17 protein-coding genes are annotated in these 15,280 nt (G+C 61.6%); 13 read left to right on the forward strand and 4 right to left on the reverse strand.

Features of this window, described 5'->3' with window-relative positions:
- Nucleotides 1-115: 115 nt before the first annotated feature.
- Together ACZ5Y5_RS05410 and ACZ5Y5_RS05415 are read right to left on the reverse strand one after the other, a co-directional pair.
- Nucleotides 116-1,492, reverse strand: coding sequence for a DEAD/DEAH box helicase (locus tag ACZ5Y5_RS05410; protein WP_464810155.1), 1,377 nt, complete (start codon nt 1,490-1,492; stop codon nt 116-118).
- Between the two features lie 275 nt (nt 1,493-1,767).
- Nucleotides 1,768-2,238 carry a pyridoxamine 5'-phosphate oxidase family protein gene (locus tag ACZ5Y5_RS05415; RefSeq protein ID WP_464810156.1) on the reverse strand — a complete coding sequence of 157 codons (471 nt, stop codon included), beginning with the start codon at nt 2,236-2,238 and terminating at the stop codon, nt 1,768-1,770.
- Nucleotides 2,239-2,350: 112 nt separating this feature from the next.
- Between ACZ5Y5_RS05415 and ACZ5Y5_RS05420 the strand changes: the two genes are divergently transcribed.
- The 13 genes from ACZ5Y5_RS05420 to ACZ5Y5_RS05480 all read left to right on the forward strand — a co-directional run bounded on the left by ACZ5Y5_RS05420 (nt 2,351) and on the right by ACZ5Y5_RS05480 (nt 13,297).
- Entirely contained in the window at nt 2,351-2,923 is a 573-nt protein-coding gene (locus ACZ5Y5_RS05420) for a NifU family protein (protein ID WP_464810157.1), read from the forward strand.
- Nucleotides 2,924-3,014: 91 nt separating this feature from the next.
- Nucleotides 3,015-3,641 (forward strand): tRNA (adenosine(37)-N6)-threonylcarbamoyltransferase complex dimerization subunit type 1 TsaB, encoded by a 627-nt coding sequence (gene tsaB, locus ACZ5Y5_RS05425; protein ID WP_464810158.1) that lies wholly within the window; start codon nt 3,015-3,017, stop codon nt 3,639-3,641.
- Nucleotides 3,638-4,117, forward strand: a complete 480-nt coding sequence (gene rimI / locus ACZ5Y5_RS05430) for a ribosomal protein S18-alanine N-acetyltransferase (RefSeq protein ID WP_464810159.1) — start codon at nt 3,638-3,640, stop codon at nt 4,115-4,117. The genes tsaB and rimI overlap by 4 nt, the downstream gene beginning before the upstream one ends.
- Before the next feature lie 113 nt (nt 4,118-4,230).
- Nucleotides 4,231-4,653 carry a Ros/MucR family transcriptional regulator gene (locus ACZ5Y5_RS05435; RefSeq protein WP_464810160.1) on the forward strand — a complete coding sequence of 141 codons (423 nt, stop codon included), beginning with the start codon at nt 4,231-4,233 and terminating at the stop codon, nt 4,651-4,653.
- Between the two features lie 122 nt (nt 4,654-4,775).
- On the forward strand, nt 4,776-5,198 hold the full coding sequence (locus tag ACZ5Y5_RS05440; protein ID WP_066529439.1) for a Fur family transcriptional regulator: 423 nt from the start codon (nt 4,776-4,778) through the stop codon (nt 5,196-5,198).
- A 4-nt stretch (nt 5,199-5,202) separates the two neighbouring features.
- Nucleotides 5,203-5,958 carry a lysophospholipid acyltransferase family protein gene (locus ACZ5Y5_RS05445; RefSeq protein ID WP_464810161.1) on the forward strand — a complete coding sequence of 252 codons (756 nt, stop codon included), beginning with the start codon at nt 5,203-5,205 and terminating at the stop codon, nt 5,956-5,958.
- Nucleotides 5,959-5,967: 9 nt separating this feature from the next.
- Nucleotides 5,968-7,317 (forward strand): tRNA (N6-isopentenyl adenosine(37)-C2)-methylthiotransferase MiaB, encoded by a 1,350-nt coding sequence (gene miaB, locus ACZ5Y5_RS05450; RefSeq protein ID WP_464810162.1) that lies wholly within the window; start codon nt 5,968-5,970, stop codon nt 7,315-7,317.
- 122 nt (nt 7,318-7,439) lie between these two features.
- Nucleotides 7,440-8,444, forward strand: a complete 1,005-nt coding sequence (locus tag ACZ5Y5_RS05455; protein WP_464810163.1) for a PhoH family protein — start codon at nt 7,440-7,442, stop codon at nt 8,442-8,444.
- 40 nt (nt 8,445-8,484) lie between these two features.
- On the forward strand, nt 8,485-8,997 hold the full coding sequence (gene ybeY / locus ACZ5Y5_RS05460; protein ID WP_464810164.1) for an rRNA maturation RNase YbeY: 513 nt from the start codon (nt 8,485-8,487) through the stop codon (nt 8,995-8,997).
- 8 nt (nt 8,998-9,005) lie between these two features.
- Nucleotides 9,006-9,953 (forward strand): hemolysin family protein, encoded by a 948-nt coding sequence (locus tag ACZ5Y5_RS05465; RefSeq protein ID WP_464810165.1) that lies wholly within the window; start codon nt 9,006-9,008, stop codon nt 9,951-9,953.
- Nucleotides 9,954-10,118: 165 nt separating this feature from the next.
- Complete coding sequence (locus ACZ5Y5_RS05470) at nt 10,119-10,859, forward strand: transporter (protein WP_464810166.1); 741 nt, start codon at nt 10,119-10,121, stop codon at nt 10,857-10,859.
- Between the two features lie 10 nt (nt 10,860-10,869).
- Nucleotides 10,870-11,667: a COG4705 family protein gene (locus ACZ5Y5_RS05475; protein WP_464810477.1), complete on the forward strand. Its 798-nt coding sequence runs from the start codon at nt 10,870-10,872 to the stop codon at nt 11,665-11,667.
- A gap of 142 nt (nt 11,668-11,809) precedes the next feature.
- Nucleotides 11,810-13,297, forward strand: coding sequence for a DUF2142 domain-containing protein (locus ACZ5Y5_RS05480; protein WP_464810478.1), 1,488 nt, complete (start codon nt 11,810-11,812; stop codon nt 13,295-13,297).
- Here ACZ5Y5_RS05480 and ACZ5Y5_RS05485 read toward each other — a convergent pair.
- Together ACZ5Y5_RS05485 and lpdA are read right to left on the reverse strand one after the other, a co-directional pair.
- On the reverse strand, nt 13,259-13,903 hold the full coding sequence (locus ACZ5Y5_RS05485; protein WP_464810167.1) for a phosphatase PAP2 family protein: 645 nt from the start codon (nt 13,901-13,903) through the stop codon (nt 13,259-13,261). The two genes, ACZ5Y5_RS05480 and ACZ5Y5_RS05485, sit on opposite strands and share 39 nt — an antisense overlap.
- Nucleotides 13,881-15,278 carry a dihydrolipoyl dehydrogenase gene (gene lpdA, locus ACZ5Y5_RS05490; RefSeq protein ID WP_464810168.1) on the reverse strand — a complete coding sequence of 466 codons (1,398 nt, stop codon included), beginning with the start codon at nt 15,276-15,278 and terminating at the stop codon, nt 13,881-13,883. The genes ACZ5Y5_RS05485 and lpdA overlap by 23 nt, the downstream gene beginning before the upstream one ends.
- Between the last annotated feature and the right edge of the window lie 2 nt (nt 15,279-15,280).

The following is a 15,280-nucleotide window of genomic DNA, read 5'->3' on the forward strand; positions in this document are numbered from 1 at the left end:
ACAAAGAACGGGGGCGCTATCCGCCCCCGCTGTAATCATTCGTGTCGAGCGCAGTCGAGGCACGCGACACATCACGCCTTCTCGACTTCGCTCGAAGCGAATGGGGAAGTGAGAGTTACCGCGCGCCGGTCTTCTGCACCGCGCCCTTGTGAGCGCCAACGCCACCGCGGCGGCGGCGGAAGTTCTTCTTTGCAGGCTTGGCTTCGCCATCGGGCCGGTGAGCACGTTCGGCAGTGCCGCGCTGCTGACGCTGTTCGTCCTGGTAACGGCGCTGACCATCGACGCGCTTCGCCTTCTGCTCCGGCGTCTGCTCGCGGCCCTTGCGCTGGGGCGCGGGCTTGGGGAGATTGCGAACGATCTCCATGAAATTCTCAGGCAGCGGCACGATGTCGAGCTTGACGCGCGTAGTGCGCTCGATCGCCTTCAGATAGGGCTTTTCATCGTCCGCCACGAAGCTGATCGCGATGCCTTCCGCCCCAGCGCGGGCGGTGCGGCCGATGCGGTGAACATATTGTTCAGGGACGTTGGGCAGCTCAAAGTTGATGACATGGCTGACGCCCGACACGTCGATGCCGCGCGCTGCGATGTCGGTCGCGACCAGCAATTTTACGCGACCATCGCGGAATGCCTGAAGCGCGGTGGTACGCTGGCCCTGGCTTTTATTGCCGTGGATGGCGAACGCTTGAATCCCGGCGCCTTCGAGGAAGCGCACAACGCGGTCGGCGCCATGCTTGGTACGGGTGAAGATCAATGCGCGGTTGATCGTCTCGTCCTTGACGGTCAGCGTCAGCAGAGCCTGTTTTTCCGCCTGGTTGACGAAGGTCGCCTGTTGGCGGATGCGCTCGGCCGTGGTCGATTGCGGCGCAACGCTGACCTTCACCGGATTGTGGAGGAACTGCGAAGCCAGCGCCTCAATCTCCTTAGGCATGGTAGCGGAGAAGAAGAGGTTCTGCCGTTCCTTGGGGAGCAGCTTGGCAATGCGCTTCAGGGGATGGATGAAGCCCATATCCATCATCTGGTCGGCTTCGTCGAGGACGAAGATTTCCGTGTCCTTGATGGTGAAGGCGCGCTGGTCGATGAGGTCCAGCAGACGGCCTGGGGTAGCAACGACGATATCGACGCCGCGGCCCAGCGCCCGGATCTGGCGGTTGATGGGCACCCCGCCGAAAACGACTTCAACCGACAATTTCATAAAGCGGCCATAGTCGCGGAAGCTCTGCGCGATTTGGGCGGCGAGTTCGCGGGTGGGGGACAGGACGAGCATCCTGCACCCCTGCAGCGGGGTCGGTTTCGGATTGCGGGCAAAATGATCGAGGCTGGGCAGCGCGAAAGCGGCTGTCTTGCCAGTGCCGGTCTGCGCGATGCCGCACAGGTCCTTGCCCTGGAGCAGGACGGGAATCGCCTGCGTCTGGATGGGCGTTGGGGTGGCGTATTTCTTGGCGGCGAGCGCCTTCAGAATGGGCTCGGCGAGACCAAGGTCAGTGAAATGCATGAATGAACTCTCGAAATAAAAAGGCTCAGGCGCCAACGAGTTGCATTTCGCAACCGGACGCAAGGCGGGTTACGAAACGACCCGCGTGAAAAGGGAAGCCTCAAAGCTTGGCGCAGACTTTCATTGGCCGGCCCCGTCACCCTGTAAAAAGGCCGGAACGATCACGCTGCCAATCGCTGATGGGCCATGAAGGCCGCCCGCTGCGTTGCGGGCCATATGCTTTCATTCGTGCAAAAAAGCAAGGGGCTCCGCCTTTTAGGGAGCCCCGAGCCAAATCAGAGCGACACTTCCACATGCTTGCCGCGCATTTCATCGCGCACATCGCCGCCGAACATCTGCTTGAACACGCCGCCCAGCGACATGTCCGCGCGCCAGATTTCGGCATGGCCAAGGTCGAACCGCAGCATCAGGAGATTGGGGTCCTGCCGCCCGCCCGGATACCAGGCGGCGACTTCATGGGTCCAATAGCGGTCGATCACGGCCGGATCGGTTTCCGGAACCAGCGTGCCGTCGATGCATGCGAAGAGATAATGGCCCTTGCCCGCGAACTGCGCCATGGCGGGGCCGCCGGCCGCCAGCCGGTTTTCCTTTGTCGTATAGAACCAGAAACAGTGATTTGCGCCCGGGTCCAACTGAGCCGTCATGGGCAGGCTATGTTCATGGGAACCCTGCAATCCGATCATCAGGAAGGGGCTCTGCGACAATTCGGTCCAGAAACGGTGGCGGATATCGGCCTCGTTGCTCATCCTCATTCTCCTGCTCGTGCAAACATGGACTCAATTGACGGCCACAGGTGAAGTTCCGATCATCCTATCACGAAAGCTTGATCTTAAGCAGGCTTCTCTCCACATAGCGGCCATGCTGATCGAGACCGAACCCACGCCCAACCCGGCAACCGTCAAGTTCATCCCCGGCCGTGTGGTGATGGGCATGGGCACGCGCGACTTCGCGACGCCCGAGGAAGCGGAAGCCTCTCCCCTGGCCGCCGCGCTGTTCGGGCTGGGAGACGTTACCGGCGTGTTCTTCGGCGGCGATTTCATTTCCGTCACCATCGCGCCTGGCGCGCAGTGGAGCGACGTCAAGCCGGAGATATTGTCGATCCTGCTGGATCACTTCTCGGCCAACATGCCGCTTTTCGCCCCGGGATCAGCCTCTGAAATCTTCGTTCCAGAAGAGGAGGAATTTGCCGATGATCCGGAAGATGCCGAGATTGTCGCGCAGATCCGTGAGTTGATCGACACGCGAGTGCGGCCCGCCGTCGCCAATGATGGCGGCGACATCGTCTATCGCGGCTTCGACAAGGGCACGGTCTATCTGCGCATGCAGGGCGCCTGCTCGGGATGCCCCTCCTCTACCGCGACGCTGAAGAACGGCATCGAGCAGCTGCTGAAACATTATGTCCCCGAAGTGACGGAAGTGCGCGCCGTCTGAGAAAGACGGTGGCGGCATTTGGCAAATCCGGCCGGATCGACTAACCGCATCGAGAGGTCATTTACCCGAGCCGGTTCTACAGGGGATTTTCTTGCGCATTCTCGTCATCGACACCGCGACGCAAGCGCTGTCCGTGGCGCTGCTCGATGATGGGGTTCCCGCAGGACATTTCCACGAGATCGTCGGGCGCGGACATGCCGAAGCCCTGATGCCCGCCATCGCCGCACTGCCTGACGGCGGGCGCGCCGACGCGATCGCGGTTGATCTGGGGCCAGGCAGCTTCACTGGCGTTCGTATCGGCATCGCGGCCGCACGCGCGCTTGCCCTTGCCTGGTCGATACCCCTAAAGGGGTATGGCGCACTTTCGCTGATCGCGGCGAAGGCGGCGCAGGACCATAGCGGCGGCCCGATCGCGGTCACCATCACCGGAGGGCATGGCGAACTGTTCTGGCAAATTTTCGAGCCCGACGGCCTTACCCCCATCACCCAGCCCGCATCCACGCCGATCGCCGCATTGGCCGCTATGCTGGATCAGGCGGTTCTGTACGGCACCGGCGCGGAAGCCCTGGTGACCGCGCGGGGGCATGGCGCCGCCGTCAGCCTCTATCCCAATTCGGCGGACTATCCGCTGATCGCGGGCATGCCACCGCTTCCGCCCTCCCCCATCTACTGCCGGGATGCCGACGCCCAGCCGATGCCCACCGCGAGCCGTTCATGATTCCGGGCTTGGTCCTGGACAGCTATGAGGATGGCGAGCGCAACGCGCTGGCCGACGCCATGGACGTCATGACCGAAGCGTTCGACCCGGCTTACGGCGAGGCGTGGACATTGCCGCAGCTGGCTGGCGTCATGATGATGCCGGGGACCTGGCTGACGATCGCACGCGTGGATGCGGCGGCGCTCGGCTTCGCGCTGGTGCGATCGGTGCTCGACGAATGCGAATTGTTGCTGTTGGCCGTTCATCCGTCATGGCGCGGACGCGGCATCGGCAAGGAATTGTTGATCGATAGTCTCAAGACGGCGCGTCGGCGCGGCATCCGGTCAATGAATCTCGAAGTACGTTCGTCAAATACAGCTATCAAACTATATGAGAAAATTGGGTTTGAATATGTGCATCGCCGTCCCGGTTACTACCGAGGAAGCGACGGACAACTTCACGATGCGCTCAGCTTTCGTATAGAAATGCTCGGATAGTCTGGAACGCCCTTGCTAATCGCCAAATGAGCGTATAACGCTGATGTACCGCTCGTGAAACGAAATTACCTGGGCGGGTCGCAATTCAAATCAGCCTTCGCAGGATAAAAGAAATGGAAATCGAATCGGCGCAGAGCGAGCTGCTCATTACTTTGACTTCAGACATTGTTGCGGCGCATGTATCGAATAACAGCGTAGCCGTGTCCGATGTGGCGACGCTTATCCAGAATGTGCACGCCGCTCTTTCGGGTCTGGCGACTCCCGCCGTTGCTCCGGAAGTAAAGCCGGAACCCGCAGTGTCGGTGCGTTCTTCGATCAAGCCCGACTATATTATCTGCCTGGAAGACGGCAAGAAGTTGAAAATGCTGAAGCGGCACCTGATGACCCATTATCAGATGACGCCGGAAGATTATCGCGCAAAGTGGGGCCTGCCGGCCGACTATCCGATGGTCGCGCCCAACTATGCGGAACAGCGCCGTTCGCTCGCCAAGAAGATCGGTCTCGGCACAAAGCGCCGCCGTACCCGCGCGAAATAAGCACGGCCTGCGGGCAATCCGTCATAGGAAGGGGCGCATTTGCCGTGCGCCCCTTTAATAATGGGGGAAATGCCGCTAAATTTCGACCGATTATCTGACAAATTGAAAATGAGCGAGCCCGCATGAACCGCAAGATCGACGTAGAAGCCCTTTGCCATGAAAAGGGTCTGCGCATCACCGAGCAGCGCCGCGTGATCGCTCAAGTGCTGAGTGACGCATCGGACCATCCCGACGTCGAGGAATTGCACAAGCGCTCTTCCGCGATCGATCCGGGCATTTCCATCGCGACCGTCTATCGCACGGTGCGCCTGTTCGAAGAGGCAGGCATTTTGGAGCGGCATGATTTCGGCGACGGACGCGCCCGCTATGAAGCGGCCCCCGAAGCGCATCATGACCATCTGATCGATGTGGAAACCGGCAATGTGATCGAATTTGTCGATCCCGAGCTGGAGCAGTTGCAAAAGCAGATCGCCGAAAAGCTCGGCTTCCGCCTGGTCGATCACCGCATGGAATTGTACGGCGTGTCGCTCGACCGCAAGAACTGAACGCTTGGGGCGGCTGCGTTTTTTCTGCCGATTGGGCGCGCTGGCGGGCAGCCTGATCCTTTGCCTCATTCCGCATCTGCTCTGGCGTGCGGCCGGCGTGCGATCGCCCTGGCCGCGCCGCTTCCTTGGGCTGGCGGCCCGCGCGGTGGGCGCACGGGTGCGGATAGAAGGGCATCCCTTTCACGGCGACAGCTTCATCATCGCCAACCATGTGAGCTGGATCGACATATTGGCGCTGGGCGGTGCGACCGGAGCCGCATTCGTCGCGCATGACGGAATTGCAGGCTGGCCGCTGATCGGCTGGCTGGCGGCGCAGAATAATACGCTGTTCGTGGCGCGGAACCGGCGCGGGGCGTTGTCGGGACAGATTGAGGCGTTGCGGGCCGCGCTGGCGGGGCATCAGCCGGTTGCGCTGTTCCCCGAGGGGACGACCAGCGATGGCGAGTTGCTGCCGTTCAAGCCGTCACTGCTGGCGGTGCTGTTGCCCCCTCCGCGCGCGGTGATGATCCAGCCTGTGCATATTGATTACGGCCGGGCGACGGCGGAGATCGCCTGGCACAGCAATGAACCGGCGGGCGCGAATGTGAAACGGCTGCTGGAACGGCGCGGCAGGTTGGACCTGACATTGCGCTTTCTGGAGCCTTTCGATCCGGCTTTACATCCCGATCGCAAGCAGTTGGCGGCGGTCACGCGAGACAAGATCGCCGCGAGCATTGCCATGCACCTGCCGCCTTTCGCTCCGGCCACTGCCCCTGTATAGCTGGACGGCATGAATCGTAACGACGCCCAAAAGACTCCAGCGACATTCCACGTCAAATCCTTCGGCTGCCAGATGAACGTCTATGATGGCGAGCGCATGGCCGAGATGCTGGGCGAACGGGGCATGACCGCCGCGGCCGATGGTTCGGAGGCGGATCTTGTCATCCTGAACACCTGCCACATCCGCGAAAAGGCGGTGGACAAGGTCTATTCGGACATTGGTCGCCTCAATCGAGAAGACGGCACCCGGCCGATGATCGCGGTCGCGGGCTGCGTCGCGCAGGCCGAGGGGAGCGAGATCAGCCGCCGGGCGCGCAATGTCGATATCGTGGTGGGGCCGCAAGCCTACCATCGCTTGCCCGACCTGATCGAAAAGGCGGGTCGCGGCGAGGAAGCCGTTGATACCGACATGCCGCTGGCGTCGAAATTCGGCGCCCTGCCCGCGCGGACGAAGCAGGCGCGGCCGACCGCTTTCCTGACCATCATGGAAGGCTGCGACAAATTCTGCACCTATTGCGTGGTGCCCTATACGCGCGGCGCGGAGATCAGCCGGACCTGGGGCGCGATCATCGATGAGGCGAAGGCGCTGGTCGATGGCGGGGTGCGGGAAATCACGCTGCTGGGGCAGAATGTCAACGCCTGGACTGGCGAGGATGACAAGGGCCGCGTGCACGGGATGGACGGCCTGGCGCGTGAGCTGGCGAAGCTGGGTGGTCTAAAGCGCATCCGCTATACGACCAGCCATCCCAATGACATGAGCGACGGCCTAATCGCAGCGCATGGTGACGAGCCCAAGCTGATGCCCTTCCTGCATCTGCCGGTGCAGTCGGGCAATGACCGTATCCTGAAAGCCATGAATCGCAGCCATAGCGTGGACAGCTATTTGCGGATCATCGAGCGCGTGCGGGAAGCGCGGCCGGACATTGCGCTGTCGGGCGACTTCATCGTGGGCTTTCCGGGCGAGACGGATGCGGAGTTCGAAGATACTCTGAAGATCGTCGAGCAAGTCCGTTACGCGCAATGCTATTCGTTCAAATACAGCCCACGGCCCGGCACGCCTGCCGCTGACATGGACGGGCAGATCCCGGCCGAAGTGATGGACGAGCGGCTGGCGCGGTTGCAGGCGCTGATCAACCGGCATCAGGTGGAGTTCAACGCTGCCACGGTCGGCCGCCGCACGGACATTCTGCTGGAGCGCAAGGGCCGCCATCCGGGCCAGTTGATCGGAAAGACGCCTTGGCTTCAGTCCGTCCATGTCACCGCGCCGGAACTTTTCATCGGCGACATGGTCGAAGTCGATATCATCAGTGCCGGTCCGAACAGTCTGGCCGGCGAACCTAGCAGGAGGAAAGCCGCTTGAACCCATTCCAAGTCGTTCCCGTCGCTACGGGAGCCCATCTCCGGACCTGTCCGCCAGGATTGATCGGCAGGAGATGGATATCCGCCCCTGCGGATATGACTGACGGAAAGGGAGGCTGCTGAATGTCCAAGAAACCGAACCAGAGCCAGCGCAGCGACACCGCCGAACGGGCGCGGCTGGAAGTCACCTTCGACCGCCCTCACCTGCTTGGTGCGCTGTTCGGGCAATATGACCAGAATCTGGTGGCAATCGAAAACCGGCTGGGCGTCTATATCGCGGCGCGCGGCAACAAGCTGCAGATCGAGGGCGAGGCGGAAGCGGCTGCGCGGGCGCGTGACGTGATGACCGGCCTCTACAACCGGATCGCGGCGGGGCAGGAAATCGACAGCGGCGCGGTGGAAGCGGTGATCGCCATGTCGGCCGAACCGACGCTGGACGGCATCATCCGCCATGACGTCGCAGAACCGCCCAAGGTGATGATCCGCACGCGCAAGAAGACGATCGTGCCGCGATCGGCGACGCAGGTCACCTATATGGAGGCGCTGACGCGGAACGACATCATCTTCGCGCTAGGCCCGGCAGGCACTGGCAAGACCTACCTCGCGGTCGCGCAGGCGGTGAGCCAACTGATCACCGGCAGCGTGGATCGGCTGATCCTGTCGCGCCCTGCGGTCGAGGCGGGCGAGCGGCTGGGCTTTCTGCCCGGCGACATGAAGGAGAAGGTCGATCCCTATCTGCGGCCGATCTATGACGCGCTATACGACACGCTGCCCGCCGAACAGGTGGAGCGGCGGATCGCGAGCGGGGAGATAGAGATCGCGCCGCTGGCCTTCATGCGCGGGCGCACGTTGTCCAACGCCTTCATCGTGCTGGACGAAGCGCAGAATACGACCGTGGCGCAGATGAAGATGTTCCTCACCCGCTTTGGTGAAGGGAGCCGGATGGTGATCTGCGGCGACCCACGTCAGGTGGACTTGCCGCAACCGGGCGTATCGGGACTGGCCGATGCAGTGGCCCGGCTGGAAGGCGTGGATGGCATCTCGGTCGTGCCGTTCAACATCGCGGACGTCGTGCGTCATCCGGTCGTCGGACGGATCGTTCAGGCTTATGAGGGGCCGGATGCTTGAGCATTTCTCGACTTCGCTTGAAACGGACGGGGCGTAAAGAATGATTGAAGTTGCGGTACTTCACGAGGCCGGCTGGCCGGGCGAGGATTGGGAGTTGCTGGCCCAGAGGGCGGTCGCCGCCGCCATCATCCACAGCCCCTATGCGGCCTTCGCCACGGATGAGGCGCTCTACGAAGTCGCGGTCAAGCTGACCAATGACGAGGAGGTGCACAACCTCAACCGCGCCTATCGCGACAAGGACAGGCCGACCAATGTCCTGTCCTTTCCGATGGTGCAGCATGACCTGCTGGAAGCCACCGGCAACACCGACGATGGCGAAGTTCTGCTGGGCGATATCGTGCTGGCCGAGGGGGTTTGCGCGACCGAAGCGGCGGAAAAGGGCATCTCCATTGCGGATCATGCCACGCATCTGATCGTCCATGGGACTTTTCATTTGCTGGGATATGATCATATGGAAGACGCCGAGGCGGAGGCGATGGAAGCGCTGGAGACCCAGTCGCTGCAGAGCCTCGGTATTTCCGATCCCTATGGGGATCGCCAGACAGGATTATAGGAAGAGAAATGGCTGAGGGCAGTCCGAAGGACGGCAACGGTTCAAAGGAATCGGACAGTAGTAGTCACGAGGGCGGTTTATGGAGCGGCCTAAAGTCGCTGCTCTTCGGTGAGGAAGAAAGCCCCAGCCTCCGCCGCGAGTTGGAAGAGGCGCTGGACGAATATGATGAGGAAGAGCAGGACGAGCGCGCATCCCCCCCTGCCAATGGCGACCTGTCGGCGATCGAACGCCAGATGGTCCGCAACCTGCTGCATTTTTCGGAACATACGGTCGATGACGTCGCAGTGCCGCGCGCGGATATCGTCGCGATCGAGGAAAAGGCGAGCTTCGCTGAACTGGCGGCGTTGTTCGCGGAAGCCGGGCACAGCCGCATTCCGGTCTATCGCGAAACGCTCGATACCATTGTCGGCATGGTCCACATCCGCGACGCTTTCGCCATATTGGCGGGCAAGGCGCCAGTGCCGGAGACACTGGAGCCGCTGATCAGGCAACCGCTCTATGTACCCGAAAGCATGGGAGCGCTGGACCTGCTGGCCGAAATGCGGGCCAAGCGCACGCACCTCGCCATCGTATTGGACGAATATTCCGGCACCGAAGGGCTGCTAACCTTCGAAGACCTGGTCGAGGAAATCGTCGGCGATGTCGAGGATGAGCATGACGATGCCCCCGAAGCGCTGCTCGTGCCGCTGGCTGGCGGCATGTGGGAAGCCGACGCGCGGGCCGAACTGGAAGACGTCGCCAAGGAGATCGACGATCGGCTGGCCGATGTCGAGGAAGATGTCGATACTTTGGGCGGACTGGCCTTCGTCATCGCGGGAAGGGTGCCGGAAGCGGGCGAGATACTCGATCACGAACAGAGCGGCTGGAAGCTGGAAGTGGTGAGCAGCGACGGGCGTAGGGTGACGCGGCTGCGGCTTCATCCACCCGTGCAAAGGCAGGATGACGGGGACGAGTGATGCCCCAGGCCAGGATCGATTTCTCCGTTTCGGCCATTAGGCTGTGAAGGAGAGATCGATGCTGAAACAGATCAGCTTGGCGATCCAAAGATGAACTGTAACGACAAGAAACAGTCGGTTGGATGCCCCTTCATCCGCGACGACGGGCATGGTGCCCCGTCGCTCATGAGCGGGAAAAGGCTGACGGTGGCGGTAAGCATATTCTTGGCAGCTACGCCTTCCCCCTTGCTCGCGGGGCCGCCCTTTCTGACCGACGACCCGGAACCGACAGAGCTGGGCCACTGGGAAATTTACTCACCGCTAATTGAAGCCGATGGAAAAGGAGAAAGCTTTTCCGGTTCAGTGGGAGCGGAGTTGAACTATGGGGCTGCACCCAACCTTCAACTCACCCTTGGCCTGCCTGCAGCATATGAGCATGGCGATACTGGTTGGCGATGGGGAGCCGGCGATCTCGCCTTTTCCGCCAAATATCGCTTTTATCACGACGCGGCGCATGGGTTTTCGATTGCCGCTTTTCCTAGCCTCACCTTTCCTACCGGCACTAACGGCATGAGCACTGGAAAGGTCACCGCCTTGCTGCCGATTTGGGCGCAGAAGGACATAGGGCCTTGGTCGATATTCGGCGGCGGCGGATATGCGATCAATCCCGGTTTGGGCAGACGTGACTATTGGACCTCTGGCATAGCGTGCACGCGCTCGTTCAGCGAGCATCTGCTCCTTGGTCTTGAGGCGGACCGTCAAGGTGCAGATACCAAGGATGGCCGCGGTTCAACGAGCCTGGGTTTCGGCGCTATCTACCAGTTGAAAACTCCACTGCGCCTGCTCGCGTCAGGTGGGCCATCATTCGATGATGCTGGCGGCAGGGCAGGTTTTCATGCGTTCGCAGCCCTGGGGCTCGATTTTTGAAGGTGCCGTGATGACCGAAAATGGATTCAGAGAAAATCTTGTAAAAGTGCCCGCGGTGACGCTCGGATTCTGGATAATAAAAATCCTAGCCACGACCCTTGGTGAGACAGGCGGCGACGCCGTCAGCATGTCTTGGCTTGGCGAAACCACTTCTCAAGCGGGGCAGTCGGGCCTCAACGGTTATCTGGTTGGCACGGGGATCTTCGGCCTTTTGCTAATAGCGCTTATATGGTTTCAAATCAGGGCGCGCAGCTTCAATCATTGGCTTTATTGGGCGACGATCATCGCATCGACAACCGCGGGAACGACATTGGCGGATTTCGCCACTCGATCGTTGGGGATTGGCTATCCTGGTGGATCGCTGCTCCTGTTGGGCTGTGTTCTGCTGTCATTGTTCAGCTGGCATCAGATGTTGGGCAGCGTTTCGGTAAATACGGTGTCAGGTCCTCGTGAAGAGCTGTTTTACTGGATCACCATCACCTTCTCGCAGACGCTCGGCACGGCCTTGGGGGATTGGATCGCCGACAGCAGCCTTGGCTATTCGGGTGCCGCGCTCGTGTTCGGCAGCGCGCTGGCAATTATCGCCGCGCTTTATTTCTCGACGAAGATAAGTCGCGTGGCGTTATTTTGGGCCGCTTTCATCCTTACGCGCCCGCTCGGTGCGACCGTGGGCGATTTTCTTGACAAACCGGTTGCCAAGGGCGGGCTGGATTTCAGTCGACCTTTGGCGACCGCAGTCCTGGCCGCCGCCATTATGTTGCTGATCATTTTTGTGCCCCAACGCGCCGCGCCACACTCTGAAGGCTGAGAGGGCGCTATCTCCCTCTCCAGTAAGGGAGGATTGATTGGGTAACCGCGACTGAGGCTCGCGTTGACGCTGTGTTACCGATTGGAGGTTATAGCTGGCCCTTCCCGCTAAGGGCGCGGGATGATGAGTTGAAATGGGGACCATGCGGCAGGACAGGTTATCGATATCGCGTGGCGACGCATCTCACCTGCCCTTTGCTGTTCCGGCGAGCGCGATGCAGTCATGGCTCCTGGCGCTCATCTGCGTCGCGACCTTTGCCTTTGCGGTTCTCACGCCGCCTTTTCAGGCGCCCGATGAAAATCAGCATTATATGAAAGCGCTGATGCTGTCCGGCGGGCGGGTTCTGACGGAGCAGCGGGGCGGATCGACTGGTGCGGAGTTGCCGCGATCGGCGGTTGATCTGCATGGCGTGGACTTTCCGACCGATGCAGGGCCCGGATCGCGCCAGTTCGACCGGACCATGCTGGAAAAGGCGTGGAAGGCGGATGCCGGGCGTCCCGGCACAAGCTTCGCCGATTTCCCGAACGTCGCCAATTATGCGCCGAGCCTCTATGCGCCGGGCGCTGTCGGGCTGCTGTTGGGCGAGGCGCTCGGTCTGCCCCGGCTGGGGAGATTCTACGTCGGACGGCTGACGAACGCGCTGTCTGGCCTAGCGCTGTTGGGTGCGGCGCTGGGGCTCATCCCGTTCGGTCGTAATGCCTTGCTGGCGACCGCTCTACTTCCGACATTCTGTTATCAGACGGGGTCGCTCTCGCCCGATGCGGTGATCAACGGGATCGGATTTGTTGCATTGGCGCTGTCGCTGCGCGTCGCCGCCATTGGCAGCAATGCCGCGCGCTCGGCCGGGTTGTGGATTACCGCACCGCTGCTTGCCCTGGCTAAGGGAGTCTATCTGCCGCTGATGGCTGCTGGGCTGCAATGGCCGCAGCATCGCCGGGATTGGAGGCCATGGCTGCTATTGGGAGCGATGGCGGCCGGCGCGCTGGTATTCATTCTCTGGATGAAGATGTCGGGTGGCAGTCCGGCCCTGTATCACATCATGTCGCGCAAGACCGGGGAGAATGTCATGACGGCCCCGCTTGCCGCACAGCTTGCGGTCATCATCGCCGATCCGGGTGCCTATGTTCGAGCGCTTTCTTCGAGTGTCGTAGAGCGCGCGCCGGTTTATGTGTTGCAGATTGTGGGGCGCTTTGGATGGAACGCGGTCCTGCTGCCGCTGGCTGCCTATCCCCTGGCGGCTGTGATGGTGGGAGCCGGCGTTTTGAGCGGGTTGGGCGCGAGGATCAGCATCGGCCGTCGGTTGTGGTGGCTGGCCGTTGCGGGCGGCATCGCGCTGCTGATCGAAACGGCCATGTATCTGACGGCGACGCCGCTGGGCGCTGATTTCATCCAGGGCACGCAGGGGCGCTATTTCCTTCCGCTTTTGCCGCTCGCCTTGCTGACGATCATGCCGGAACGGGGTGTTAATATGGCACGGCCGGTCTTTGCAGGTGCGGCGGCGCTGTTGCTTTTGGTGGCGATCGCCACCGCCTATGACAGTTTCTGGGTCCACGGCTTCGTCACTGCCGATGGCATGCCGCCGCATCAGCGGTTAGGCAACGCGCTGCTGCTCCCGTCGCCGCGCTGGTAGCCAATGATAGCAAAGGCATAGCCAGCCCAGGCCGTTGATCCAGCCCGCCAGCACATCGCTTGGCCAGTGAACGCCGAGCCAGACGCGGCTGACGCCAATCAGGGCGATGGCGAGGCCCGCCAACACATAGCCTATGCGTCGGCGCGACAGCATGGCCAGCGCGCCGAACAGCATCATGTTGTAGGCCGCATGGCCGCTCGGGAAGCTGTAGCTGTGGACGATGTCCAGATGCGGCAGAAGATCGGGCCGGGGAGCGGCGAAGATCTGCTTGAGCACGAAGTTCAGCAATGTGCCGCCCGCCATGACGAGCGCGAACCATAGTGCCGAAGGACGCTTGCCCCGCCACAGGAGGATGCCGATTGCGGCCGCAGCGATCACCCAGCGGCCGATATTGCCGCCGATGAGCGAGGCAGCCAACATGACGGGCGTGACGCCGGACAGCTTGTCCCTCGCCACCCCAGCCGCCTTCATCGCCGAGATGTTGACTGCGTCAAACCACCCCGACCGCTGCAGCAACGCGATCAGGAGAACGCCGAGGAGCGCGAGCACGAAAGCCCCCGCGCCCCCGAGCCAGGATCGGCGATCAGATATGTAGCGCGCGCCCATAGGCGGCAAGCACGCTTTCGTGCATCGATTCCGAAATGGTCGGATGCGGGAAGACCGTGTGCATCAGTTCCGCTTCGGTGGTTTCCAGCGTCTTGCCGACGGTAAAGCCCTGGATCATTTCGGTGACTTCAGCGCCGACCATGTGCGCGCCCAGCAGTTCGCCGGTCTTGGCGTCGAACACGGTCTTGGTGAAGCCTTCCGCCTCGCCGAGCGCGATCGCTTTGCCATTGCCGATGAAGGGGAACATGCCGACCTTCACCTCATAGCCCGCTTCCTTCGCCTTGGCTTCGGTAAGGCCGACGCTGGCGATTTGCGGGTGGCAATAGGTGCAGCCTGGAATATTGCGCGGGTCCATGGCGTGCGGATGCTCGCCCGCGATGGCTTCGGCGGCGATCACGCCTTCATGGCTGGCCTTGTGCGCAAGCCATGGCGGCGCGGTGATATCGCCGATCGCCCAAAGGCCATCGACATTGGTGCGGCACATTTCGTCGGTCTTCAGGAAGCCGCGATCGTCCACCGCGACGCCCAGTTCCTTGAGGCCGATATTTTCCGTGTTGGGCACGATGCCGATGGCGACGATGACATGGCTGTAATCGCCGTTGACGACCTTCCCATCCTTGCCCTTGATCGCGGCCTTTACGCCGTTTGCGCCGACTTCCAGCTTTTCAAGGCCAGCGCCGGTCATGATGGTCATACCCTGCCTCTTCAGCGCCTTCTCGAGGAAGGCGGAGACGTCCGCATCCTCGACCGGCACAACGCGGTCCAGCATTTCGACAACGGTGACGTCCGCGCCCATGTCATTGTAGAAGCTTGCAAATTCGATACCGATCGCGCCCGATCCGATGACCAGCAGCTTGGTTGGCATTTCGGGCGGGGTCATGGCGTGGCGGTAGGTCCAGACGCGCTTGCCGTCCGCCTTGGCGAAGGGCAGATCGCGGGCGCGAGCGCCGGTGGCGACGATGATGTTCTTCGCCGTCAGTTCCTCGGTCTTGCCGTCCTTGGTGACGCTGAGCTTGCCCTTTCCAGTGAGCTTGCCCTCGCCCATGTGGACAGTGATCTTGTTCTTCTTCATCAGGTGCGTGACGCCCTGATTGAGCTGCTTGGCGACGCCGCGCGAGCGCTTCACGACCGCGTCGATGTCGGCGCTGATCTTCTCGGCAGCCAGACCATAATCCTTGGCATGCTGCATATAATGATAGATTTCGGCCGAACGCAGCAGCGCCTTGGTCGGGATGCAGCCCCAGTTCAGGCAGATGCCGCCCAGATTTTCGCGTTCGACAATGGCGGTCTTGAGGCCAAGCTGCGAGGCACGGATCGCGGCCACATAGCCGCCAGGGCCAGAACCCAGAACGATGACATCGTAATTCTCAGCCATGA

The sequence above is a fragment of the Sphingobium sp. TomTYG65 genome, from assembly GCF_055395525.1.